Origin of the sequence: Streptomyces sp. C1-1, from assembly GCF_050214755.1 — a bacterium.
Classification (GTDB): domain Bacteria; phylum Actinomycetota; class Actinomycetes; order Streptomycetales; family Streptomycetaceae; genus Streptomyces.
In genome coordinates this window covers 376,841-400,456 of the sequence record NZ_CP189827.1, presented here as the reverse complement: position 1 = coordinate 400,456, position 23,616 = coordinate 376,841, and the positions used below count along the sequence as shown (strand labels likewise).

General features: G+C 72.3%; 19 protein-coding genes. 10 read left to right on the top strand and 9 right to left on the bottom strand.

Annotation, left to right across the window (positions count from 1 at the left end):
- Positions 1-83: 83 nt before the first annotated feature.
- Positions 84-716 (bottom strand): glyoxalase, encoded by a 633-nt coding sequence (locus ACQF4J_RS48170; protein ID WP_427168984.1) that lies wholly within the window; start codon positions 714-716, stop codon positions 84-86.
- 327 nt (positions 717-1,043) lie between these two features.
- On the opposite strand from ACQF4J_RS48170, the gene ACQF4J_RS48165 reads away from it, so the two are divergent.
- A complete protein-coding gene (locus ACQF4J_RS48165; RefSeq protein WP_427168983.1) occupies positions 1,044-1,901 on the top strand; it encodes a helix-turn-helix domain-containing protein in 858 nt (285 codons plus the stop codon).
- On the opposite strand, the gene ACQF4J_RS48160 is transcribed toward ACQF4J_RS48165, so the two are convergent.
- From ACQF4J_RS48160 to ACQF4J_RS48150, 3 genes are all read right to left on the bottom strand, one after another.
- The gene (locus ACQF4J_RS48160; RefSeq protein ID WP_351579500.1) at positions 1,890-3,083 is read right to left on the bottom strand and encodes a ParB N-terminal domain-containing protein; all 1,194 of its coding nucleotides are present in this window, start codon (positions 3,081-3,083) and stop codon (positions 1,890-1,892) included. The two genes, ACQF4J_RS48165 and ACQF4J_RS48160, sit on opposite strands and share 12 nt — an antisense overlap.
- 145 nt (positions 3,084-3,228) lie before the next feature.
- Positions 3,229-4,068, bottom strand: coding sequence for an ABC transporter permease (locus ACQF4J_RS48155; protein ID WP_351805306.1), 840 nt, complete (start codon positions 4,066-4,068; stop codon positions 3,229-3,231).
- A complete protein-coding gene (locus tag ACQF4J_RS48150) occupies positions 4,065-4,991 on the bottom strand; it encodes an ABC transporter ATP-binding protein (RefSeq protein ID WP_427168981.1) in 927 nt (308 codons plus the stop codon). Before ACQF4J_RS48150 ends, ACQF4J_RS48155 begins: the two co-directional genes overlap by 4 nt.
- Positions 4,992-5,217: 226 nt before the next feature.
- Between ACQF4J_RS48150 and ACQF4J_RS48145 the strand changes: the two genes are divergently transcribed.
- Together ACQF4J_RS48145 and ACQF4J_RS48140 are read left to right on the top strand one after the other, a co-directional pair.
- Positions 5,218-5,985 carry a gamma-glutamyl-gamma-aminobutyrate hydrolase family protein gene (locus ACQF4J_RS48145; protein WP_427168980.1) on the top strand — a complete coding sequence of 256 codons (768 nt, stop codon included), beginning with the start codon at positions 5,218-5,220 and terminating at the stop codon, positions 5,983-5,985.
- A gap of 61 nt (positions 5,986-6,046) precedes the next feature.
- Positions 6,047-6,553 carry a carboxymuconolactone decarboxylase family protein gene (locus ACQF4J_RS48140; RefSeq protein ID WP_427168979.1) on the top strand — a complete coding sequence of 169 codons (507 nt, stop codon included), beginning with the start codon at positions 6,047-6,049 and terminating at the stop codon, positions 6,551-6,553.
- An 86-nt stretch (positions 6,554-6,639) separates the two neighbouring features.
- Here ACQF4J_RS48140 and ACQF4J_RS48135 read toward each other — a convergent pair whose 3' ends face one another.
- Positions 6,640-8,022, bottom strand: a complete 1,383-nt coding sequence (locus ACQF4J_RS48135) for an NDP-hexose 2,3-dehydratase family protein (RefSeq protein ID WP_427168978.1) — start codon at positions 8,020-8,022, stop codon at positions 6,640-6,642.
- A complete protein-coding gene (gene rfbB / locus ACQF4J_RS48130; protein ID WP_427168977.1) occupies positions 8,019-8,999 on the bottom strand; it encodes a dTDP-glucose 4,6-dehydratase in 981 nt (326 codons plus the stop codon). Before rfbB ends, ACQF4J_RS48135 begins: the two co-directional genes overlap by 4 nt.
- A gap of 844 nt (positions 9,000-9,843) precedes the next feature.
- On the opposite strand from rfbB, the gene ACQF4J_RS48125 reads away from it, so the two are divergent.
- Positions 9,844-11,361 carry an alpha/beta fold hydrolase gene (locus ACQF4J_RS48125; RefSeq protein WP_427169015.1) on the top strand — a complete coding sequence of 506 codons (1,518 nt, stop codon included), beginning with the start codon at positions 9,844-9,846 and terminating at the stop codon, positions 11,359-11,361.
- 100 nt (positions 11,362-11,461) lie between these two features.
- Here ACQF4J_RS48125 and ACQF4J_RS48120 read toward each other — a convergent pair whose 3' ends face one another.
- A complete protein-coding gene (locus tag ACQF4J_RS48120; RefSeq protein WP_427168976.1) occupies positions 11,462-12,781 on the bottom strand; it encodes a nucleotide disphospho-sugar-binding domain-containing protein in 1,320 nt (439 codons plus the stop codon).
- A 489-nt stretch (positions 12,782-13,270) separates the two neighbouring features.
- Between ACQF4J_RS48120 and ACQF4J_RS48115 the strand changes: the two genes are divergently transcribed.
- From ACQF4J_RS48115 to ACQF4J_RS48090, 6 genes are all read left to right on the top strand, one after another.
- Positions 13,271-14,575, top strand: coding sequence for a formylglycine-generating enzyme family protein (locus tag ACQF4J_RS48115; protein ID WP_351805320.1), 1,305 nt, complete (start codon positions 13,271-13,273; stop codon positions 14,573-14,575).
- A complete protein-coding gene (locus tag ACQF4J_RS48110) occupies positions 14,572-15,351 on the top strand; it encodes a phytanoyl-CoA dioxygenase family protein (RefSeq protein ID WP_427168975.1) in 780 nt (259 codons plus the stop codon). Before ACQF4J_RS48115 ends, ACQF4J_RS48110 begins: the two co-directional genes overlap by 4 nt.
- Positions 15,348-16,718: a formylglycine-generating enzyme family protein gene (locus tag ACQF4J_RS48105; RefSeq protein ID WP_351805325.1), complete on the top strand. Its 1,371-nt coding sequence runs from the start codon at positions 15,348-15,350 to the stop codon at positions 16,716-16,718. The genes ACQF4J_RS48110 and ACQF4J_RS48105 overlap by 4 nt, the downstream gene beginning before the upstream one ends.
- The gene (locus tag ACQF4J_RS48100; protein WP_427168974.1) at positions 16,715-17,995 is read left to right on the top strand and encodes an MFS transporter; all 1,281 of its coding nucleotides are present in this window, start codon (positions 16,715-16,717) and stop codon (positions 17,993-17,995) included. Before ACQF4J_RS48105 ends, ACQF4J_RS48100 begins: the two co-directional genes overlap by 4 nt.
- 145 nt (positions 17,996-18,140) lie before the next feature.
- Positions 18,141-18,653 carry a pyridoxamine 5'-phosphate oxidase family protein gene (locus ACQF4J_RS48095; RefSeq protein WP_351805330.1) on the top strand — a complete coding sequence of 171 codons (513 nt, stop codon included), beginning with the start codon at positions 18,141-18,143 and terminating at the stop codon, positions 18,651-18,653.
- 67 nt (positions 18,654-18,720) lie between these two features.
- Entirely contained in the window at positions 18,721-20,472 is a 1,752-nt protein-coding gene (locus ACQF4J_RS48090) for an FAD-dependent monooxygenase (protein WP_427168973.1), read from the top strand.
- Positions 20,473-20,546: 74 nt separating this feature from the next.
- On the opposite strand, the gene hemG is transcribed toward ACQF4J_RS48090, so the two are convergent.
- Both hemG and ACQF4J_RS48080 read right to left on the bottom strand, forming a co-directional pair.
- Entirely contained in the window at positions 20,547-22,025 is a 1,479-nt protein-coding gene (gene hemG / locus ACQF4J_RS48085; RefSeq protein ID WP_351579550.1) for a protoporphyrinogen oxidase, read from the bottom strand.
- A 115-nt stretch (positions 22,026-22,140) separates the two neighbouring features.
- The gene (locus ACQF4J_RS48080) at positions 22,141-23,604 is read right to left on the bottom strand and encodes an FAD-dependent oxidoreductase (RefSeq protein ID WP_351579553.1); all 1,464 of its coding nucleotides are present in this window, start codon (positions 23,602-23,604) and stop codon (positions 22,141-22,143) included.
- Between the last annotated feature and the right edge of the window lie 12 nt (positions 23,605-23,616).

Here is a 23,616-nt window from a genome sequence, read left to right as displayed (position 1 = left end):
GCCCACCGTGCGGTGCCCGCGACCGGCACCGCCCGGTGGGCGCGTTCGTATGGGCCCCCGTCCCCGGGGGCGCGGGTGGCCTTTCAGGTCTGAGCCGACGTCACCGGCGCGGGCTCCCACGCGAAGCCGTCCGGGTCGGTGAAGGCCCCGGCGGTGCCGCCGAGCACGATGCGGTGCGAGCCGCTGCCCTCCTCGGCCACGCCGACGTCCTTGGCCAGGCCCCGGCGCTTGTACAGAGCCAGCTTGACGGGGGCGTCGTCGCCGGAGGCGAACTCGACGTACTTGCCGCCGAAGCTCTTGGCGACCGACAGGCCCTGCTCGACGTAGAACTGCTTGCTCGCCTTGACGTCCTCGGCGCCCAGCAGCAGCACGAGGTCGTCGACCTTGCGGGTGGCGGGCCCGGTGTTCTTCTTCGAGGAGGTCGCCATCTTCCAGATGGTGCCGTCCGGGGCCTTGACGACACCGCCGTAGCCCCACAGGGATTTCTCGGCCGGCTTCAGCGTGGTGGCGCCGGCGCCGAGGGCGGAGGTGATGAAGCTGTCGACGTCGGCGGGCTGGGCGACGGTGATCGACATCGAGAACCCGCGGAATCCGGTGGTCTCTGCCTGGGAGGCGCGCAGCCGTAATTGCGGGCCCAGCCCGAAGGCGTCGGCGTAGAAGCGTTCGGCGGCCGCGAGGTCGGCCACCTCCAGGGTGACGGATGTGAGGGAGATCATGGCGGTCACTGTAGCCCCGGGCATGCGGGGGAGTCGGGTGATGCGACGCCGTCCGGGAGGGGGACGGCGGCGGCCGGCGGGCGCGCACATCCCGGGCGGCGGGTGCGGCCGGCCGCCGCGCTCGTGCCGCGGGCTGTGGGCCTGCCGGAAACCGGCAGCTGAGGCCGCATCACGCCGGCCGCCGGCCCGCCGCGCGTGCCTCGCCGTGCCCGGTTTCTCACCGGCGGGGGCCTGTAGTCGTCTTCGAGTGGTCCTTGAGCGGATCACGACGGGCGCGCGCCACCCTGTTGAGTGGATCGGTACGCGGTCGGGCGAGTGAGGTGAGGCATGGACGCAGCGATTGAGGCGGCAATCGCCCGCATGTACGAGCGATTCGGTGATCCGCTGACCGTCACGGACATTGCCCAAAACGCCGCGCTCGGCCTTTTTGATTTCTCCCGTTTGTTCAAGGAGGAGACCGGGGTGAGTCCCGGGAAATTCCTTGACGCGGTCCGTATCGGCGAGGCGAGGAAACTCCTCGACGCCACCTCGATGAGCATCACGGAAATCTCCCGCGCGGTCGGATACGCCGGCCCGGATTCGTTCGCCGATGCCTTCACGGCCCGGGTCGGGCTGTCGCCCGGCCGGTTCCGCCGGCTGTGCCGCCAGGAGGGGCAGACACCGCCCCTGCCGGACCCGGGTCCGGAACCGGGCCCGGGTTACGGCTCGGTGGCGGGCACGGTCTCGCTGCCCGGGGGGCACGGCAACGCGCGTGTGTTCGTGGGGGCCTTCGCCACGGCCGTCGTTGCGTACCCGGCGCTCGCCTCGGCACTCGTCGACGTTCCCGGCGACCGCCCGATCTGCTACGTGCTGTCCGACGTTCCCGAAGGGTGCTGGCACCTGCTCGCGGTGGCGGTGGCCGCCGGCACCGGTCACGATCCGCAGACGGTGCGCACCGCGCTCGTCGGGGGTGCCGCCCGGGCGGTGACCGTGAGCGCCGGCGAGGTCAGCAGCGCGGCGGTGCGGCTGCGTGCGGCCCGCCCGGCGGATCCGCCGGTCCTGCTGGCGCTGCCCCGCCTGGAGCCGCCGGCGAGCGTGGTGCCGCATCCCGGGTGCGCCGCCGCCGCGGATACGGCCGGCCCGGGCCCAGGCGGTGCGGGCCGGCTGCGGGTGGTGCCCGCCGGGCCGGCGGGGTCAGGGCCCTGAGGGCGAGAGCTTGCGGCACATCTCCTGGCGGGCCTTGAGCCGTTCGGCGAGCAGGCACCACTCCTTGCCGATGTGCTCGGCGAGCGGGGCGACGACGCCGAGCCAGTGCGGCGGGACGGTGTCGACGAACCGCCGCCCGTCCTCGCCCGGTTCGGTGCCGTGGGACTGCATCCAGCGCAGCAGCTCCCGGCCGCCGGCGGTGTAGCGCAGGGCGGGGTCGGTGGCCATCTTGGCCGCCACCGCCGCCCAGGTGGGCGGGGTCTCGGTGTGGTTGCGGCGCTGCGGCGCGGCGCTCTCGGCGGCTGCGGCCACCTGCAGCGGCATCCGGCCGCAGCCGCCGCCGTCGGCGGCCGTCTCGGCCGGCGCGGTTGCGTCCTCGGGCTCGGGCACCGAGGGCACCGGCCGCATGTGCTGCGGGCGTTCGGGGTGCGCGCGGCGCCCGTTGCGTTCGGGTTCCTCGCCGCGCCGCAGCCGTGCGCTGACGTCGTGCACCGTGCCCAGGGACACGTCGGTGGCGCGGGCGACCTGGCGCAGCGGGGCGCCCGGGTGGGCGGCGATGTACTCGGCGGCGCGCCGCCGGCCCTCGCCCGCGTCCACCGGGCGGCGCCGGCCGTCCTGGCCGATGCGCTTGCCGCCCAGCGGCGTGGCGATGGCGGAGCGTTCGCGCAGCGAGGCGATGGTCTTCGCGCTCAGTCCGGCGATGCCCGCGATGGCGCGGTCGGACCAGTCGGGGTGGGAGCCCAGCAGGCGCTGGGCCCCGGCGACGCGGTCGGCCCGCGACAGCGGCAGGCCGTGCAGGCCGTTGGCCTTCATGGCGATGACGAGGGCCTCGGCGTTGGAACAGTCCAGGAAGCGGGCCCGGATGCTGCCGGCGCCCATGAGCCGGGCGGCCTCCAGCCGGTGCAGCCCGTCGATGACACGGCAGCCGTCGACCTGGACGAGAATGGGAGGAAGGTCCGCCGAATCGGCGGCGTCGACGAGCAGCCGGACATGAGCGGCGTCCGTTCCGCCCTGGCGCAGAGAAACTCCGGGAGAAAGCGCGGCGACGGAAATGTCACGTGCCGGGAGTTTCTCGAAGTTCTTCAGGTCGAATTCGCCGTGTGCCGACGATCCGGCGTCCTCCGTCCGGACGAGACTGAATGCACTCGTGAGCGAGACGGCTTGCGCGTTCCTCTGGGACATTTTCGGTGACTCCCTCTCTGCTGCCGCTGCCGACGAGGCTCGCAGGAGGGTCTCCAGCCGCACTGGAGAGCAGGTCGACGTTCCCTGGAAAACAGGAGAGCCGCCGCGGGCGCCCGCCGGGGGAGGACGGACGCCCGCGGCGGGGTCAGGCGTCCCGGCGCCGCAGCTGCACCGCCGCGACGGCCAGCAGCACGGCCGTCCACAGCGCGAACACGCCCAGGCCCTGCCAGGGCCCGAGCAGATCGCCGGCGCGGGCGTGCTGCTGGGTGACCATGAAACCGGCCTGGGTGGGCATCCAGGCGTGGAGGTGCTCGCCGACGCTGCCGGGCAGCAGGTCCGTCATCGGGGTGATCACCAGGACGAAGCCGACGACGACGGTGATGCTCGCCGCGGTGTGCCGGATGACCGCGCCGGCGGCGAGGGCGAACAGACCGAGCAGGGCGAGGTAGAGGCCGCAGCCCACCACGGCCCGCAGGACGCCCGGGTCGCCGAGGGCGACCGGCGCCTTGTCGTGCAGGATCGGCGCGCCCAGGAAGAAGGAGCCGAACGCGGTCACCTCGCCCACCACCAGCACCAGCAGCGCGAACACCGTGGCCTTGGCCGCCAGGACGGGCACCCGCCGGGGCACGGCGAGCAGGCTGGCACGGATCATGCCGGTGGAGTACTCGGAGGCGATCGCCATCACGCCCAGCACGCACACCGCCAGCTGGCTGAGCAGGATGCCGCTGCCCAGGATGGTGCCGGTCGGGTCCAGCCGCATCTCCGCCTGCTGGGCGGGAGATGTCTTGTCCCAGTTCGCGATGCCCATCTTCATGAACAGCGCGGTGAAGATCAGGGTGAGCACGATGAGGATGGCCAGCGACCACACGGTGGAGCGCACCGAGCGGATCTTCGTCCACTCCGAGAGCATCAGATGGCCAAAACCCTGCCTGCGGCCGCCGGTTGCCGGGCCGTGCGCGGCGAGGGGAGCGGTCGCGGCACTCACTTCACACCTCCGGCGGCGGGCAGGCCGGCGTCGTACTCGACGGCGTCCTTGGTCAGTTCCATGAAGGCCTCCTCCAACGAGCCACGCCTAGTCGACAGCTCGTGCAGCACCAGCTTCTCGGCGGCGGCGAGTTCGGCGATCCGCGGAGCCTCGATCCCGGTGACGTCCAGATCGCCGTCGTCGGTGCGGGTGACGGTGGCGCCCTGCCGTGTCAGCAGCTCGGCCAGCTGTGCCCCGTCGGGCGTGCGGACCAGGACGGAGCGCTCGGTGCTGCGCTCGATGAACTCCTCGGTGGAGCAGTCGGCGACCAGCCGGCCCCGGCCGATGACGATGAGATGGTCGGCGGTGACGGCCATCTCGTTCATCAGATGGCTGGAGACGAAGACCGCGCGGCCCTCGGCCGCCAGCGACTTCATCAGGTTGCGGATCCACAGGATGCCCTCGGGATCCAGGCCGTTGACGGGCTCGTCCAAAACCAGCGCGGCCGGGTCGCCCAGCAACGCGGCGGCGATGCCCAGGCGCTGGCCCATGCCGAGCGAGAAACCGCCCGCCCGCTTGCGGGCCACCGAAGCCAGCCCCACCTGCTCGATGACCTCGCCCACCCGGCGCCTGCCGATGCCCTGGGTCTGCGCCAGGCACAGCAGATGGTCATAGGCGCTGCGGCCGGTGTGCACGGCGCGCGCCTCCAAAAGTGCCCCCACCACCCGCAGCGGCCGGGCCAGGTCGCGGTAGGGCACGCCGTTGACGGTGGCGGTGCCGGCGTCGGGCCGGTCCAGTCCCAGCAGCAGTCGCATCGTGGTGGACTTGCCTGCGCCGTTGGGGCCCAGGAAGCCGGTGACCCGGCCGGGCTCGACCGTGAACGACAAGTCGTTCACGGCGGTCTTGTCGCCGTAGCGTTTGGTGAGGTTCTTGGCCTCGATCATGGTCACCTCGGTTGAATGGCCTGCGAGTACTTCGCTGGGGCAAAATCCCCGGCCACCTGTGATATCAGGATCGCTATCCGTTCAGTAGTCGCCGCCTGGAGCGGCCCGTGAACGATGGCCCGCGCATCCCGCCCCGGATATTTTGGCGGCTCCGCCTGTCCGGCAAAGCGCGTGTTCCATCTGCCTACTTTCCTCGGTTGAACCCGGAATCCCACGAGGGTGCCTCATGAATTCAGACACGAACGCTCCGGTGCCCGCCCGGCGGCCGGTGATCGGGATCTGCGCGCGGACGGCGCCGGTCACCCTCCAAGGCAGCGACCTCCTGGTCGCCCTGGCCCTCAACGCGCACGTGGCCTTTCTGTCCGAGGCGGGCTGCACCCCGGTGCTGCTGCCGCTGGTGGACGGCGCCGAGGACCTCATCGGCCGGCTCGACGCACTGCTCGTGCCCGGCGGACCCGACCTGGACCCGGCGCTGTACGGCGCGGCCGCCCACCCCGCGACCCGGGCCATGAGCCCGGACACCGACCGCATCGAACTGTCCCTGCTGCGCGCGGCGTTGGACGCGAAGCTGCCCGTGCTGGCGATCTGCCGGGGCATGCAGGCGCTCAACGTGCTGCACGGCGGCACCCTCCACCAGCACCTGTCGGACGTCACCGGCCACGACGGCCACCGTCCGCGCACGGCGTCCTTCACCCTGGGCCGCCAGCCGCTGACGCTGCTGCCCGGCAGCCGGATCGCCGCCGTCCTCGACGGCGACGAGGAGCACACGGCCTGCCACCACCACCAGGCGGTGGACCGCATCGGCAGCGGACTTGCCGTCACCGCACGGGCCGCAGACGGCACCGTCGAGGCCGTCGAGGTCATGGGCCATCCCTTTGCGGTCGGCGTGCAATGGGAATTGGGGCAGACGCCCGACAAACGACTCCACCACGCCCTCGCCCACGCCGCCGCACACTCGTGGAAAGAACCGGCCGCCGCCCTATCGATTCATTGAGAAAAGGCGGCCGATGAGGCCAGACTGATTTTTCGAAAAACCCCTCTTGTGAAGGAGAATTATGTCGCCGCGGATGCCGAATCCCTCGTTGGTGGTTCCCGACGTTCTTCCGCCCATGCGGGCGCTGGTCAAGGCCGTCAACAGCGTCGGCGTGCCCCTGGCCACGCTGGTGCTGGTCCACCTGCGGGTGAGCCAGATCAACGGCCGCACGGTCCACCTGCCCACCAAGCCCCAGGAGTTCGAGGACGCGGGGGAGGAGGACCGCCGGCTGCCGGTGGTGGAGACCTGGCGGGAGCAGACCTGCTTCACCGACGCCGAACGCTCGCTGCTGGCGCTGGCCGAGGCCGCCACCCGCATCGACGGCGTGAAGGACCCGGTCTCCGACGAGGTCTGGGAGGAGGCCGCCCGGCACTGGAACCAGGTGCAACTGGCCGCCGTGGTCCTGCACATCGGGCTGGTCAACCTCTGGAACCGCGTCAACGTCGTCACCAAGCAGGAGGCGGTGGACTGGCGCATCAACCCCAAGACGTGGAAGCCGATGACCAGCCGGCTCAGCCCCGCGCCGTAAAGGGCCGCTGCGCGAGACGACATCGGGCCCGGTCCGGAAGGCATCTTCCGGACCGGGCCCGATGTCGTGCGCCCGATGAGCCCGTTTCAGGGGGTGGGGTGGTCTCGCAGGGCGGCGTCGAGGACGGCGAGCAGGGTCCGTGCCTGCACGTTGACGTAACGGCTGTGCGCGGCGAGCCAGTTGAGCTGGCCGGGGGTGACCCAGTGGTAGCCGGGGGGCGGCTGGGTGGGGGTGGTGGCCTCGTCGGTCTCCACGATCAGGTAGCGGCTCTCGGCGTTGAGGAAGCGGCCGCCCTCCTCGGAGTGCACCGTGGAGTAGCACACCCGCTCGGGCGGGGCGTCCAGCATCACGTCCAAGAAGCGCGGACGGTCCCCGGCCGGCAGGGGGGCGTAGTTGGAGGGCACGCACTGCACGGTCGGGGCGAGTTCGACGGTGTCGAGGAAGCCGCCCTCCACCAGTGCGTGCGCCAGGACGTGCGGGACGCCGTCGAAGAGGCGGTAGGCGAAGCCGACCACGCCGCGTTCCACCGGTTCGATGATCGGCTGGGTCCAGCCGGCCACCTCGCGGCCGGCGCCCTCGACGGAGACCGCCACCACGCGGAAGAACCTCTCGTCGGTGCGGCTGACGGCGTGCTCGCCGGTCTGCCATCCGGCGATCTCGCGCAGCGGCATCAGCCGGGCGCGGACGTCGTGCCGGGTGCGTTCCCCGGTGAACCAGGCCAGCAGGTCCGCGTCGGACGACAGGGCCCGGGTCTCGGACGGCACCGCCGGGGCGCTGGCCAGCACGGTGCGCGCGTCCATGTTCACGATGTTGTCCAGGCGCAGCAGCTCAAGGATCTGGCCGAGGGTGAGCCAGCAGAAGGCGTCGTGGACGGGGACGTCCTCCTCGACCTCGACGATCATGTTGCGGTTGCGTTTTTGGAAGAACCAGGCGCCGTGCTCGGACTGCAGGACGTCGGTGAGGACCTGCTCGCGGCGGGGGGCGAGGAAGTGCTCCAGGTACTGCACCTCCATGCCGCCGTGGGCCTTGGTGTAGTTGCTGCGGGTGGCCTGCACGGTGGGGGAGAGCTGCACCAGGTTGGGGTTGCCGGGCTCCATCTTGGCCTGCATCAAAAAGTGCAGGACCCCGTCGAACTCCTTGGCCAGGATGCCCAGGATGCCGATCTCCGGCTGCACGATGATGGGCTGCTGCCACTCGGCCTCCGGCCGTATCACGTGCAGTCCCTCGATGGTGAAGAACCGTCCGCTGTCGTGCCCGAGGTTTCCGGTGTCGGGGGTGAAGGACCAGTGGTCGAGCTCGGCGAACGGGATCCGCCGCACCACCGCCCCGACGGAGCGGCGCTGCTGCTGCAACCAGCCCGGCACCAGCGAGGTCTGGGTGTGCACGCCCTGGGGCGTTGCGGCCGACAGGGCCAGGCGTTCGGCGATTCCCGCCCGGGTGCGCGGGACGAGCAGGGCGGGGGCGCTCACGGCCGACCACCGCCTTCCTTCAGCGGCTTCCACCACTGGGGGTTGTCCCGGTACCAGGCGACGGTGTCGGCCAGCCCGGCGTCGAATCCGGTCGCCGGCCGGTGGCCCAGCTCCTCTTCGATGCGGCTCTGGTCCAGGGCGTAGCGCCGGTCGTGGCCCTTGCGGTCACCGACGTGCTCGATCATGTCCGGGCCCGCTCCCAGCAGTTCGGCGATCCGGTGGGCCAGTTCCAGGTTGGTCACCGCCGTGCCGGCGCCGATGTTGTAGGCCTCGCCCGCCCGGCCGCCGGTCAGCACCCGCTGCACCGCGCGGCAGTGGTCGTCCACGTGCAGCCACTCGCGGACCTGCCCGCCGTCGCCGTAGACGGGGATCGGGCGCCCCTCGAGCAGATGGGTCACCGCCAGCGGGATGAACTTCTCCGGGTGCTGGTAGGGGCCGTAGTTGTTGGAGCACCGGGTGACGGAGACGTTCAGCCGGTGGGTGCGCACATAGGCCAGGGCGATCAGGTCGGAGGCCGCCTTGGACGCGGCGTAGGGGGAGTTGGGCAGCAGCGGCGACCGCTCCGTCCACGCGCCGTGCTCGATGGAGCCGTACACCTCGTCGGTGGAGATGTGCACCACCCGCGCGACGCCCACCGCCAGGCAGGCCTCCATCAGCGCCTGGGTGCCCTCGACGTTGGTGCGCACGAACGCCGCGCCGCTGGCGATGGAGCGATCCACATGGCTCTCGGCCGCGAAGTGCACCACCGCGTCCTGGCCGTCAAGGACCTCGCCCAGCAGCTCCCGGTCGAGGATGTTCCCGTGGGTGAAGGTCAGCCGGGGGTGGGCGGCGGGGAGGTTGTCACGGTTGCCCGCGTAGGTCAGCGCGTCCAGGACGGTGACGTGCGCCTCCTCGAAACCCGGATAGCCCCCCTCGAGCATGGTCCTGACGTAATGCGAGCCGATGAATCCGGCACCGCCGGTGACGAGGATTTTCACGTGACCACATCGCAATCCACATTCCACGCTCGAAGCATGTCCTTTTCCCTTTTCTCGAGGGGACGGAAGGGGCGCCGCGGGCCCTGCCGGCCGGCGGGGGCCGCGCGGCGGGCGGCTGCAGGGACCTGCTTCCGGCCGGGCATCGCCGGCACGCCGCCGGCCGTTGCCGTCGTCGCGTCGCCGCGTCGGGTGGGACAAGGGGCGTGGTGCGGGCCGCCCGGGCCGGACCGGGCCGGCGTGCCGGCCGGTGTCGTGTGTGCCGGCCGGGCCGGTGTCCGTGTCGGTGTGCCCACTCATCGCCTCTCCCTCTTCCGGGGCGGCCTTGAGTTCACGCCCGTCCTGCTCGTGAGCGTGGACGGCCGCCCTCGAAACCCTCTTGAGACGGGCTCAACGGCCTCAAGGGGCGGGGTGGGTGCGGTGGCCGGACGGCTCGCCGGCTGGCCTGGAGCCGTTGGAGGACGGTGCCGTCGAGGCCGGTGACGGCCGCCGCGCGGCGTCGAAGCCGGCGCGGTCCCGCGCGTCGGTCTGCGGCGCGAGGACGAGCGGGGCCGTGGACGGCGCCCTGGCCGCCGCCCGTCCGCCATGGGTGCGGCCTGAGGGCCGCTTCCGGCCTTCCCTCCCAGGACCGGCGGGACCGGCATTCGGTCACCTCATGCTCCCGGGATCGGCATTCGATCACCTCATGCCCGGCAGACCCGCCGAAGCCCTGACATGTCCCGCCGCCTGTTCTCAAGCCGGTTTCCAGACGGTTTCGAGCGTGAGCCGACAGGCCGGTGCCACGCTGCGAGCGCGCTGAACTAGGAGGGGAAATCACGTGAGAAGGATTGCGTTGGCCATACCGGTCATGGCGGCCGCGCTGCTGGGCTCGGCCGTCGTCCCGGTCGCGGCGGCGAACGACGGGGCCGCCGTGGCGGCGGGCAGTATCGACTGGGTGCCGTGTCCGAGCAGCGATCCGGTCCTCGGCGGCCTGCTCAAGGGCCTGGAGTGCGGCACCGTGCAGGTGCCGCTCGACTACGGCAACCCCGAGGGCCGGCAGATCAGCCTGGCGCTGACCCGGGCCAAGCACACCGTCCCCGACAGCGACTACAAGGGCGTCGTCATCCTCAACCGCGGCCAGTGGCCCGGCGGCATCGGCCGTGACCTGCCCACCCGGTACGCCACCGGCACCACCGGGCTGGCCCAGGACGTCGGCACCGCCTACGACTGGATCGGCTTCGACCCGCGCGGCGTCGGCGCCAGCGGGCCCGCCCTGGTCTGCGACACCGACTACGTCGACCCCGGGCACGCCCTGCCGAACCCGGTGCCCGCCACCGCCGCCGACGAGCAGCAGTGGGTCGCCCGGGCCCGCTCCTACGCCGGAAGCTGCGAGGAGAAGTACGGCGACGTCCTGGCGCACCTGAGCACCGAGGACGCCGCCCGCGACCTGGACCGGATGCGGATCGCACTGGGCCAGGAGAAGATCACCTACTTCGGCACCGACTGGGGCACCTACCTCGGCTCCGTCTACGCCACGCTCTTCCCCGACCACCTGCAGCGGATGGTGCTGGACAGCGTGGTGCGCCCCAGCGGCGTGGGATACCGCAACAGCCTGCGCAAGAACGTGCTGACCGAGCGCAACGCCCAGATCTTCTTCGCCTGGGTCGCCAAGTACGACAGCGTCTACCACCTGGGCACCACCGAGGCCGAGGTCGAGGCGGAGTACTACGCCGCGCAGGACGCGCTCGCCGCCGCCCCCCTGGACGGCAGGATCGGCGCGGCGGAATGGGCGGACGTCTTCGAGCCGGTCGTCTACCGCAGCTGGACCTGGCTCTCGCGCGCCAAGGTGCTCTCCGACTACGTGGTGCGAAAAGACCCGACCTCGCTGCGGGCCACCTGGACCCTGCCCGGCTTCCCGCACCAGAACCGGCAGGCCATGAACGACGCCGCCAACTGCACCGACGGCCCCTGGCCGCTGAACTGGAAGCGCTGGCACCAGGACTACACCCGCCAGTACAACGCCGGCAGCCGCTTTTTGACGTGGACCAACGCCTGGTACAGCGCGCCGTGCGCGTTCTGGCCGCAGCCCGCGCCGAAGACGCCGATGAAGGTCGGCAACGACCAGGTCGACGTCCTGCTGGTGCAGCCGCAGTACGACACCGCGCACGGTGTGGCCGGCGCCGTCGAGACGCACAAGCTGTTCCCCAACTCCCGTCTGGTGCTGGAGAAGGGCGGCCACAACGTCGGCGCGGCGCTGTCGGCCAACAACAACCCCTGCCTGAACACCTTTGTCGGTGACTTCTTCCGGGACGGCACCCGCCCCGCCGCCAAGAAGGGCATCGACGCCGTCTGCCAGGCATCGAACGATCCGGTGCCCGCGTCCTGACCCATCCCGCACCGAAGAAGGGGCCCCGCGCGAACCCTCACGCGGGGCCCCTTCTCGTTCCCTTCCCCTTCCCTGCGCCGTGCCCGCCGCCCCGGTCCGGTCAGCGTCCGGCGGGCACCGGGCCGGCCCGGCGGGCGGCGGCCAAATCCTGCAGGGTTTGCGCCAGGTCGTTGGGCGAGGGCAGCGCCAGCATCTCCGCGCGCAGCGCCACGGCACTCGCCCGTACGGCCGGATCGCCCAGCAGCCGCAGCAGCGCGGCCCGCACCGCCGGCCCGTCCGCCTCGGCGGGCGTCATCGCCAGCCCCGCGCCCGAGGCCTTGAGGCAGGCGAACTTCAGCGGTGCGTCGAACGCCCGGCTGATCAGCAGCTGCGGCACCCCGTGGCGCAGCGCGCAGCCGAAGGACCAGGTGCCGCCGTGGTGCACCACGGCCGTACACGTCGGCAGCACCTCGGCCAGCGGAACGGAGCCGACCAGCCGGGTGTTGGCCGGCACCGCTCTCACCTCCCGCCGGGCGTGGGCCGGCAGGGCCAGCACCAGCTCCATCTCCAGGTCGGCCACCGCCTGCAGGATCTGCTTGAGGCGTTCGACGGGCAGCGGCAGCCGGGCAGAGGCGTCGTCGACGGAGTCGCCGAACGTCATCAGCACCCGCGGCGCCGCCGGCGCCGCCGTGAGCCATCCGGGCACGACGGCCGGGCCGTTGTAGGGGACGAACTGCACCGGCAGGGTGCTCGCCGAGGCGTCGGGCCTAAACGCCCCGGGCAGCGGGGCGATGGTGAACTGGCCGCCCACCAGGTCCTCGTTGAAGGCGACGCCGAAGTGGCCCGCCCAGCCCTCCAGCCAGTCCCGCAGCGCGTCGGTGCGCTGCCCGGGCGGCCGGTGGGCCTGGGCGTGCAGGAAGTCCTCCCGCATCCGGGTGTAGACGTCGACGGAGTACAGCACCCGGGCGTGGGCTGCGCCCACGGCCTCGGCAGCCACCGCGCCCGCGAACGCCTTGGCGCCCCACAGCACCAGATCCGGCCGCCAGGCGCGGGCGGCGGCGACCAGATCCTCCATCATCGAGTCGTTGGAGCGCCGCGCCTGCGGCAGCACCAGGTCCTCGAAGACCCGTGTCGCCTGCTCCCAGCCCAGCCGCTCACGGCCCGCCCGGGGGTCGAACAGCGCCTCCAGGCCCTGCTGCGGGGCCCGTTGGGCGGCGGCGGCACGGTCGGAGGTCTGGCGCCGGTCGCGCTGGGTGCGCACCTGTGCCGTCTCGCCGGGGCCGACGGCCACGGCCGTCAGCCCGGCCGAGGTGACGGCGTCCAGCAGATCCGGCCAGCAGGCCACCCGCACCTCGTGCCCGGCCGTGCGCAGCGACCACGCCAGCGGCACCATATTGAACACGTGCGCCTTCCACGGAAACGGCACGACGAGAACTCGCACAACGCACTCCTTTCCCAATCGGGGACAGACGAATTCTGTTCTGTGCCCGCCGTGTTCAACCGGGGCGCATCGGCGGTTGAACAAGCCAGAACCGCTCGAACAACACCCTTGAAAAACCAGGAACTTGACACAGCGGAGCACCCGACGCGATCGTCAATGCACTCGATTGCCGATACAGCTTCGGGAGGTGAATCAGATGAAGACGCTTCGTCAGTGGAACGCTCTGCGCTCGCAGCGTAAGGGCGGTGTGCGCCCGGCCGGTAAGTACTTCAAGTGGGCTGCCTGATCAAGGCGCTCTCGTGGCCTGTGGAGGGTGATATCACCCTCCACAGGCCAGGGTTTTCGGCCCAGGGATATCTGACCGTGGCAATCGAGGTGGGATCAGTGCACAGGTGGAGTTACGAACGTTTTGCCGTCGAGCAGAAGAATGTGAACGGGCTGGTCGAGCGTTTTCTGGCCCCGGAGGTCTGGCAGACATCACGTGAACCATTGACCGGGGAAGAACGCGCCGAACTGCGGGAGACGATCGCGGCGCTTCGCCACCCCGTGGTCATCGAAGAACTCTGTGCGATGGCGGCGACCCACCCGCGTGCGGATGTCCGCCTGACGGTTCTGGAAGGCGTCGAGCCGTTCATGGCCACGCTGCCCGCGGCGCGGGAATTTCTGGTCTGGCTGCTCGGCGACGACGAGGACTTCGTGGTGTTCGGTGCCGCGAAGATCGCCGGCCGTCACCGCATCGGCGAGGCGTACGAGGAACTGCTGCACATCACCGGGCCGGCCGAGGCCGGCCTGCTGCGCAGCACCAAGCCGGTGGGCATCGGCGCCGCGGTGGTGGCCAAGGCGATGGACGCCATCCTCGGCGCCGAGGACCGCGCGGCCCGCCTGCAGCTGGAGCGGGAGCACACCCGCACCGGCCAACTGCCCGAGGGATGCGCGCTGGGCGAGCACTGGGACTACGACCCCGAGAACCTGCCCCGGCCGGTCCCCGAGGGCATGGTCCTCATCCCGGGCGGCGACTTCGTCGTCGGCATCGGCATCGACGACGTCGACCACCCGCTGTACGACGTGGACGACGCGGTGCCCCGCCGCACGCGCCACCTGCCCGGCTTCCTCATCGACCGCCACCCGGTGACCAACGCCGACTACGACGCGTGGGCCAACGGCCCGCTGGCCGCCGAGCACGCGCTGTGCCACCCCGACGAGCCCGAGGACAAGGACCACCGCCGCGGCATCGTCGGCGACGCCCGCTTCGGCCCCGACCACCCCGCCACCGGCGTCGACTGGTACGACGCCTACGCCTACCTCGCGCACATCGGCAAACGGCTGCCCACCGAGGACGAGTGGGAGAAGGCCGCCCGCGGCGAGAACGGCTCGCTGTATCCGTGGGGCGACGACTTCGACCCCGACGCGCTGCGCTGGTTCGGTGCCTCCTTCGGCCAGGCGGAGAGCTTGGAGCACTGGCGCGACACCCTGAGCACCTTCGACGAGAGGACCCCGGCCGTCACCACCGTCCCGGTCGGCTCCCACCCCAAGAACGTCAGCAGCTACGGCGTCGCGGACCTGGTGGGCAACTGCTGGGAGTGGACCGACACCAACTTCTTCACCCGGGACCGGATGAAGCCGATGATCTCCGGTAGGCCCCGCACCGAATGGGCCACGGCCGAGGAGACCTCCGTGGTCATCCGCGGCGGCGCGTGGACCTCCATGCGCGAGCAGGTCACCGCCTACTTCCGCGGCAAGGACCTGTTCACCGACCGGCACAACGAGATCGGCTTCCGGGGGGTGATCCGGTGACCTCGCCGCAGCGCATCCCCCGCTTCGACTATGACGGCACGGTGACGGCCGAACAGCGCGCCTTCTACGAGCAGTACGGCTTCGTCGTCTACCGCGGCGTCTTCGACGCCGACGACGTCGACCTCATCAAGCGCGACGCCCGCCGCCTGGAGCGCGACACCCTGGCGGGCAGGGTGCCGGCCGAGCACCGCGACCGGGTGATCAAACCGTCCTACGACGAGGACGGCCAGGCCACGTTGCACCGGCTGCCTTACTTCACCCTGCACTGCCCCGACACCCGCGACCTGATCGAGCGACGCCACCTCGACGCCCTCGGCCCCGGCCTGCTGGGCGGGCCGACCTGGCGGTTCGAGGACGCCGTCGACGGCGCCGTATGGCAGATGAAACGGGGCAAGCGCAGCTCCTACAGCGCGCTGGACTGGCACCTGGACTTCCCCCACGACCTGCCGCTGACCCCGCTGGTGAACGTGGGCATCTACCTCGACGACGCCACCGTGCGCAACGGCTGCCTGGTCCTGGTGCCCGGCTCCCACCGCTATCCGCCGCGCCGCCTGGAACCGGTGGGACTGGCCCTGGAGGCCGAAGCGGGCGACGTCATCTGCCACACCTTCAACATCCTCCACCACTCCGGCCCCGTGCTGGACGACACCAGCCGGGCCACGCTGTACGTGTACTACTCCGCCGGGGACAAGCCCTCGGCGGGCACGGAGTACAGCCACCGGGCGGGCGAGGATTTCGCCAAGATGATCACCGGAGCGGAGGCCGGCACGCGATGACCACCACCACCTCGAACGTTCCCTCCGAAGTCCTACAGATCGCCGCCTGGGCCGAGGGCCCGGCCGCCGAGCGCGACGTCCTGCTCGGCGGCTACCTGGGCGTCCTGGAGCAGCTGGCCGACCCGCAGCTGCTGGCCGAGTCCCTGGCCGTCGGCCTGCTGCACGAGGTGCCCGAGATCAGGCGGCAGGCCCTGGCGGCCGCCGTGCGCCTGGCCCCGGACCTGGCGGCGGAGGCCGTCGGCTGGGCGCTGGCCGACGCGGACGAGACCGTGCGCGGGCCCGCCCTGGACCTGGTGGCCGCAACGCCCGCCCTGCGCACGGCCGGCGGCCCGGCGGCCCTGCACGCCCTGCTGGCCGTCCTGGGCCGCTCCCCGCAGCAGATCGCCGCGGGCGCCGGCAACTATGTGACGGTGGCCGACGCCCAGGCCCTGGCCCGCGCGCGCACGCTGCTGGCCGACCCGGACCTGGCGGGGGCGGTCCTGGAGGACCTTCCCGTGCCGCTGTCGGCCGACCGGCTGCCCAGCCGGCTCTCCCTGGCCGGGATGCGGCACATCCCGGCCGGACGGCTGCGCCGCGGCACCCCGCCCGGCCAGGAACCCTCCTGGGGCGATCCGGGCGAGCCCGCGGTCGGCGAGGTCGACCTGGAGGGCTTCTACCTGGACACCTGCCCGGTCACCAACGACGACTACGACGCCTTCGTCGCCGACATCGCCCTCGAGGGCCACCTGTGGTGCCATCCGGACGAGCCGCGCGACACCGACCACACCCGCTCCACCGCCGATGACCCCCGCAGCGCCGGCGACCACCCGGTGACCGGCGTCGACTGGTACGACGCGGTCGCCTACGCCGCCTGGTGCGGCAAGCGGCTGCCCACCGAGGACGAGTGGGAGCGCGCCGCCCGCGGCGACGACCATCGCCGCCACCCCTGGGGCAACGAGTTCCGGCCCGAGCTGGTGCGGGGCCTGCACTCGGTGCTGGGCTGGGACGGCGACACCGGCCTGGAGCGCGCGGCGTGGCTGCGCCGGCTTGAGGACCTCTCCCTCGCCCATCTGCCGGCGCTGACCGGCCCGGTGAACCTGCCGGGCGGCGAATCCCCCTTCGGGGTGCGCGACATGTGCGGCAACGTGTGGGAATGGACCTCCACCCGGTTCCTGGACGGCCTGCCGCTCACGCCGCGCTTCGCCGGCATGGACCCCGGCGACCTGTGGGGGGAGTGGTCGGCCGAGGTCAGCATCCGCGGCGGGGCGTGGAGTTCACCCCCCGCACTGCTGACCGCGCTGAGCCGGGCCGGCAAGACACTGGTCAGCCGCAGCCCGGAGATCGGCTTCCGCTGCGCGGTGAGCGAATCCGAGGTGCCCGGTCGATGACCGCCGTACGGCGCATTCAGCGGGTGCTGCCCGAGGGCTACACCCGCTGTCTGGCCAACCCCGACTTCCGCCGGCTGCAGCCCGGCTTCCTCATCTCCTTCCTCGGCGACGGCATGAGCTTCATCGGGGTGGCCTGGCTGGCCGTCGAACTGGCCGCCCCCAGCCACCGCTCCCTGGTGGTGGGCCTCGCCGTCGCCGCCTACAGTCTGCCCGCCGCGCTCGGCTCCCTGACCCTGGGACGCTGGCTGAGCGGCCGCAACGCACGCAGCCTGATCCTGGTCAACGCCCTTCTGCGGGGCGCCCTGTTCGCCCTGATCCCGGCCCTGTACTGGACGGGCCTGCTGAATGCCGCGACCTACATCGCGCTGCTCGCGCTGTCCTCGATCCTGCACGCCTGGGGCATCGCCGGCCGGCAGACGTTCGTCGCCGAGACCCTGCCGCCCGAGGACCGGCTGGCCGGGCACGCGCTGGTGGGCAGCCAGGAGCAGCTGTCGTTCATCACCGGCCCGCCGCTGGCCGGTCTGATCTCGGCCGCCTTCGGGCCGGCCGCGGTCCTGGCCGCCGACGCGGTCAGCTACGCCTACCTCGCCTTGGTCACGGCCCGGGTGCGCGGCGAGGGCACCCTCGAGCGCCGGCCGGCGGTGCCGTTGCGGCGCAGCGGCCAGACCCTCGTCCGCCACCCGGAGCTGCTGGGCCTTTTGGCGCTGTCGTTCGTCTTCTACCTGCTGTACGGGCCGATCGAGGTGGCGGTCCCGCTGGTCGTGGCCGAGCGGATGGGCGGCCATCCCACCGTGCTGGGCTGGATCTGGGGCGCGTTCGGCGTCGGCGCGGTGATCGGGACCTGGGTCACCGGAACGCTGCGGCGGCTGCCGCTGTGGCCGACCGTGCTGGGCATCGTGGCCGGCTGGGGGCTGGCGATCCTGCCCTTCGCCCACTTCGGCACCCTCGCCGCGGGCATCGCCGGCTTCGGCCTGGGCGGCCTGATCTACGCGCCCTACGGGCCGGTGAGCATCACCCTGCTGCAACAAAAGGCCCCGCTGGAGGAGTTGGTCGCCCTCAGCGCCTTCCGCAGCGCGATCCTGGTGGTCGCCACCCCGCTGGGCGCGGTCCTCGCCGGCCCCCTGATCGGCGCGTTCGGTGCGACGGGCACCATCCGCCTGTCCGGGCAGACCACCATCGGCCTCGCCGTCCTCGGCGCGGTGCTGATCCTGCTGCTGCGCCGGCGCCGGCGCAGCACAAAGCGTCAGGAACCGCTGGTGAGCACCGTACAGCGGTAAACCCCCGCACCACCCGCACACGGCGCAACCACCCCGCGCGACCGCACATCTCGCACGACCCGCACACCGCGTGCGGCCGGCCGGCGCCGCGGGCGCCGACTTCGGCATGTCCGGCGCCAGGAACCGAACACGACAAGGAGCCACGATGAAACTCGGGCAGGAAGAGATGCGCAGCCGGTTCGAGCGGGAACGGGCCGTCCGGCTGGCCACCGTCGACGACCGCGGACGCGCCCATGTCGTGCCGGTCATCTTCGTCGTCGACGGCGACGTCTTCTACTCACCCACCGACAAGCCCAAGAGCGGCAATCCGCGGCCCAAGCGGCTGCGCAACCTCGACCGCGACCCGCGGGTCACGGTCCTGGCCGACTGCTACGACGAGAACTGGCTGGGCGCGTGGTGGGTGCGGCTGCGCGGCACCGCCCGGGTCATCGACGCCGGCCCGGAACGCACCCGCGCGCTGGGCCTGCTGGACGGCAAGTACGAGCAGTTCGACGGCCCCCGCTACCTGAAAGACGGCGGACCGGTGGTGGCCGTCGACATCAAGGACTGGCTCGGCTGGGCCTACAGCGAGCAGTCCGCGCAGCCGGTCGCGCAGCCTGGCCGGCGCCGCCCGTGGCGCGAGCGGTCACGGCTGCGGCTGCGGTCCAGCCGTGCTTGACCGGTGCTGAAGACGGCTTTGCCAGGCTGCGACTGGCAAGGCATCGGCCGATTCTTAAGGGGCGAATATGGGAGCCATCGAGGTTCCGGTTCTGATCGTGGGCGGTGGCGGATGCGGTCTGTCGGCTTCCGTCTTCCTGTCCGACCAGGGCGTCGATCATCTGCTGGTGGAACGGCACCCGGACACATCGAGGGTTCCGAAGGCGCACTACCTCAACCAGCGCACGATGGAGATCTACCGGCAGCACGGCGTCGCCGACGACGTGCTCGCCGAGGCGGCGCCGCTGGAGAAGTTCGGCAAGGTGCGCTGGCAGACCACCCTCGCCGGCGACGGCCCGCTGGAGCGGCGCCTGATCCACGAGATGGACGCCTTCGGCGGCGGTGAACTGCGCGAGACCTACGCGGCGGCCGGGCCCCTGCTGCCCGCCAAGCTGCCGCAGATGTGGCTGGAGCCGATCCTGCGCCGGCACGCCGAGGAGCGCAATCCCGGGCGGATCCTCTTCCACCACGAGCTGACCTCCTTCCGCGACGAGGGCGACCACGTCGTCGCCGAGATCCGCAACGTGGACAGCGGGGAAACCACCACCGTCACGGCGCAGTACCTCATCGGCGCCGACGGCGGCCGCATGGTCGGAGCCGAGGTCGGCATCCAGATGCAGGGCCCGCCCGGACTGGTCAACACCACCACCGTGTACTTCTCCGCCGACCTCTCCCCGTGGTGGGAGGAGGGCACGCTCATCACGCACTACCTCAGCCCCGAGGACCCCGACCTGTCCTGCAACCTCATCGAGATGGGGCCGCGCTGGGGCAAGGAGTGCGAGCAGTGGGGCCTGCACTTCGCCCCCGGCCCGCCCGGACGCTGGGACAACGACAGCGTCGTGCCCCGCATCCGCGAGCTGCTGCGCATCCCCGACCTCGAGGTGACGGTGCACAAGGTGACCGACTGGATCGTGCACGCGCACCTCGCCGACCGCTACCGGGTCGGCCGCGTGCTGATCGCCGGCGACGCCGCGCACCGCCAGCCCCCGGCCGTCGGCCTGGGCCTGAACACCGGCATCCAGGACGCCCACAACCTCGCCTGGAAGCTGGCCGCGGTGCTCGGCGGCCGCGCGAGCGACGCCCTGATCGACACCTACGAGTCCGAACGCCGGCCCGTGGGCCGGGAGAACGTGGACTGGGCGGTCTCCGCGGCCGTCCACCACCAGGCCGTCATCGACGCCGTCGGTGCCGGCCACAACATCCCCGCCGGCCGCCGCAGGCAGCGCCTGGAGTCCTACTTCGACCCCTCACCGCTCGGCGACACCGTGCGGGCACGCGCCCTGGAGATCTTCCACACCCACCGCGGGGGATGCCAGTCGCTCGACATGGAGGTCGGCTTCCACTACGAGGACGGCGCGCTCGTCGCGGACGGCAGCACGCCGCCGGCCCGCGTCCCCATGCGCAACGAGCACCAGCCCACCTCCCGCCCCGGACACCGGCTGCCGCACGCCTGGATCACCGCCGACGGCCGGCGCCTGTCCACCCTGGACCTCACCGGCCGGACCGACTTCACGCTGATCACCAGCCCCGAGGGGACGGCGTGGCGCGAGGCGGCCGCGCGCGTGGCGGAGAAGTTCTCCGTCCGCCTGCGGACGGTGAGCATCGGCGCCGGCGGCACTCACGCCGACGTCGACGGCGGCTGGGCGGCCGTGCGGGAGATCACCGACACCGGCGCCCTCCTGGTCCGTCCCGACCAGCACGTCGCCTGGCGCAGCACCGGCGGCGCCGACGACCCCGAGCAGGTCCTGGCGCAGGTCTTCGCCGCGGTGCTGGAGCGCTGACCCGAGCGACAGAGAACACCGAAGAGGCCGTGCCCGACCGGGCACGGCCTCTTCGGTGTGGCGGGGGAGTCGGTTCAGGCCCCCACGGCCGTCGCACGGGCGGCGGCGTCCTGCTTCACCCACGTCAGCACCTGCTCGGTGGCCTGCCGCGCGGAGGCCATGCACACCCCGACGCCCACACCGTCGTACAGGGCGCCGCACACGGCGAGGCCGGGCTGGGCGGCGACCGTCTCACGGATTAGCCGCACCCGCTCGAAGTGGCCGACGGTGTACTGCGGCAGCGCGTCCTGCCAGCGGTTGACCCGGCTGGCCACCGGCACACCCTGCACGCCCGTGGCCTCGGCCAGCTCCGCGGTCGCCAGCGCCACCAGGTCGGCGTCGTCGCGGCCCAGCAGGTCCTCCTCGCCGAACCGGCCCATCGAGCAGCGCACGATCTCCACCTCGCCGGCCAGGTGCGGCCACTTCACGGTGGTGAAGGTGACCTCCTTGACCGCCTTGCCCTCCGGCGCGGGCACCCGGTAGGCGGCGTACCCGCGGCCCGAAAGGCCGCCGGGGAAGGCCGCGCGGGGGTAGGCGAGGGTGACCATCGCGACGCTGGCGTAGGGGACTTCGGCGAACGCCGAGACGGCCCGTGCGGTGCCGGGCACCTGCGCGAGCAGCCGGCCCGCGGGGCCGGCCGGAACGGCGATGATCACAGCGTCGGCCTGGAGGTGCTCCGTCTGGGAGGCCGTGCCCACGCTGATCCGCCAGCCGTCCGCGCCGCGGGCCAGCTCGCGGACCGGGGCGCCGGTGCGCACCGCCGCGTCGGGCGCCGCCGCCAGCACCTCGCGCACGAGCACGGCGGGCAGTGAGCCGAACCCGCCGTCGAGGGTGGCCACACGCACGGGCGGCGGCTTGTGTCCCTCGGCGAGCACGGGTGTCAGCGAGCCCGCCGCGTCCGCCAGCGAGACGTGCGAGCGGGCCGCCTTCGCCAGCGGCGTCAGCGTGGCCTCGAACGACAGGTCCGCGGCCCGGCCGGCGAACACCCCGGCCAGGAACGGCTCGACCAGACGGTCCACCACCTCCTGGCCGAAGCGGCCGCCCACGTAGTCGGCGACCGAGACGTCGCCGTCCCGGTCGAAGGAGGGCAGCACCAGGTCCTGCCGGGCCCGCTCCACGCCCTCGGCGGAGACCACGCCGGAGCGGGCGAGGTCGTCCATGTCGCAGGGCACGCCCATGAACTGACGGTCCGGCTGCTGCCGGATCTCGCCCCGGCTGAAGATCGCCGACGCGGTCACACCGGCCGACATGATCTTCTCGCCGAGCCCGGCGTCCGCGATCAGCCCGGTCGTGCGGCGCCGGTTGGCGTACAGCGACTCGGCTCCCTCGTCGACGGCGACGCCCGCCACCTCGGAGACCGACAGTTTCCCGCCGAGCCGGGAGGACGCCTCCAAAACCGTCACCCGGACCGGCTCGTTGCGGAGCTGGAACGCCGCCGCCAGTCCCGCGATGCCACCCCCGATGACAACCACATGGGGCTTTCCACTCACCTGATCCTGTTCGGTGCCAGCCATTCCACCAGATCCTTCGTGGTTAGGGTCGAAAGAGGGCCGTCCCGGCGCCGGCGTACGGCGTCAAGACAGGTCCTGGCAGTCTCGCCGGGGGGCCCAGCCCCCCGGTCGAGAGCGCCTAGAGGGCCCCGCGCGCGGTGCCGAACCAGCGCTCGAGTGCCTGGGTGAGGTCGTCGACGGTGCCGGGGGAGGTCCAGGCGACGTAGCCGTCGGGGCGGACGAGGACGGCGTCCAGGGCAGTGCCGGGGACACTCCAGGTGCCGGTGACGATGTCGACGCGGTCGCTGTGGCCGCGGGCGGCTTGAGCGGTGGTGTCGTCGGACGTCAGGAGCAGGCCGCGTCCGGTGCGCAGGAGTTCACCCACGCGGGTGCGGGTGGTGTCGGGGAGGGTGAGGGCGGTGTCGGGGGGCATACGGCGGCCGAGCAGGGGGTGCTCGCCCTTGGCCAGGTCGTAGCGGACGCCGAGGTTGCTCAGCATGCCCGCCGCGTACTCGGCGGCGTCCTTGTGGGCCAGCAGCTCGCCCACGACCTCGCGCACCGGGTCCATGTCCGCACCCGTCAGGCGCAGTTCGATCGCCGCGCGGGCGTTGCGCGCCAACTGCTCGCCGACCGGGTGGCGTTCGCCGTGGTAGGTGTCCAACAGGCCCTCAGGGGCGTGGCCCTCAAGGGTGGCGGCCAGCTTCCAGCCGAGGTTGACCGCGTCCTGCACGCCCACGCTCAACCCCTGCGCCATCGCCGGGGGCTGTACGTGCGCGGCGTCGCCGGCCAGGAACACCCTCCCGCGCCGGTAGGCGTCGGCGGCGCGGGAGGCGTCGGTGAAGCAGCTGATCCAGCGGCACTGCCCGTGGTGGATGGACTCGCCCGTCAGCCGCTGCCAGGCGTCGGCGAGGTCGGCGAAGGCGATGGCGTTGCGGTCGCGGGGCGGCTGTGTGCCCGCCTCGTGGACGACGACCCGGGTGACGCCGTTCTCCAGGTCCATCGCCATCACCATGCTGCCGCCCGGCAGGTTCTCCCCGATGCGCCGCTTGCGGGTGTCGATGCCGGTGACGTCGGCGGTCAGGAAGCCGCGCCGGCCGTCGGTGCCGGGGAAGCCGATCTGGGCCAGCCGGCGCACCGTGCTGCGCCCGCCGTCGCAGCCGACGAGGTAGGCGGCGCCGTGTTCGGCGCTCGAGTCGGGGCCGTCGACGCTCACCACGACCTCGTCGTCGTTCTGGCGCAGACCGCTGACCTCCCAGCCGCGCAGGACCGGCACGCCGAGTTCGCCCACCCACTCCTCCAGCATCCGCTCGGTGCGGAACTGGGAGACCCCCCGGTGCCCGTAGTGGTCCTCCGCCAGCATGCCGAGGTCGATCGGCACCCCGCCGAAGTGGCTGTCGGCGGGCTCGGTGGCCCCCAGCCGCTGAAGCAGGCCGCGCTGGTCGAAGCATTCGGCGGTGCGCTTGGTGAAGCTCGCGCCGCGCGACTGGCGGGTGGGGGCGGGCAGCCGCTCCAGGACGACGACGTCCACGCCGCGCAGGGCGAGTTCACCGGCCGTCATCAGCCCGACCGGGCCGGCCCCGACGACGATTACATCCCTGGCCATGTCTTCACTCCC

What these genes read in the sequence shown, in the direction of transcription:
- ACQF4J_RS48090 (WP_427168973.1), top strand. Translation starts at nt 18,721, where the DNA reads ATGGGAGCCATCGAGGTTCCGGTTCTGATCGTGGGCGGTGGCGGATGC.
- ACQF4J_RS48170 (WP_427168984.1), bottom strand. Translation starts at nt 716, where the DNA reads ATGATCTCCCTCACATCCGTCACCCTGGAGGTGGCCGACCTCGCGGCC.
- ACQF4J_RS48165 (WP_427168983.1), top strand. Translation starts at nt 1,044, where the DNA reads ATGGACGCAGCGATTGAGGCGGCAATCGCCCGCATGTACGAGCGATTC.
- ACQF4J_RS48095 (WP_351805330.1), top strand. Translation starts at nt 18,141, where the DNA reads ATGAAACTCGGGCAGGAAGAGATGCGCAGCCGGTTCGAGCGGGAACGG.
- ACQF4J_RS48145 (WP_427168980.1), top strand. Translation starts at nt 5,218, where the DNA reads ATGAATTCAGACACGAACGCTCCGGTGCCCGCCCGGCGGCCGGTGATC.
- ACQF4J_RS48140 (WP_427168979.1), top strand. Translation starts at nt 6,047, where the DNA reads ATGTCGCCGCGGATGCCGAATCCCTCGTTGGTGGTTCCCGACGTTCTT.
- ACQF4J_RS48150 (WP_427168981.1), bottom strand. Translation starts at nt 4,991, where the DNA reads ATGATCGAGGCCAAGAACCTCACCAAACGCTACGGCGACAAGACCGCC.
- hemG (WP_351579550.1), bottom strand. Translation starts at nt 22,025, where the DNA reads ATGGCTGGCACCGAACAGGATCAGGTGAGTGGAAAGCCCCATGTGGTT.
- ACQF4J_RS48125 (WP_427169015.1), top strand. Translation starts at nt 9,844, where the DNA reads ATGGCGGCCGCGCTGCTGGGCTCGGCCGTCGTCCCGGTCGCGGCGGCG.
- ACQF4J_RS48100 (WP_427168974.1), top strand. Translation starts at nt 16,715, where the DNA reads ATGACCGCCGTACGGCGCATTCAGCGGGTGCTGCCCGAGGGCTACACC.
- ACQF4J_RS48160 (WP_351579500.1), bottom strand. Translation starts at nt 3,083, where the DNA reads ATGTCCCAGAGGAACGCGCAAGCCGTCTCGCTCACGAGTGCATTCAGT.
- ACQF4J_RS48105 (WP_351805325.1), top strand. Translation starts at nt 15,348, where the DNA reads ATGACCACCACCACCTCGAACGTTCCCTCCGAAGTCCTACAGATCGCC.
- ACQF4J_RS48080 (WP_351579553.1), bottom strand. Translation starts at nt 23,604, where the DNA reads ATGGCCAGGGATGTAATCGTCGTCGGGGCCGGCCCGGTCGGGCTGATG.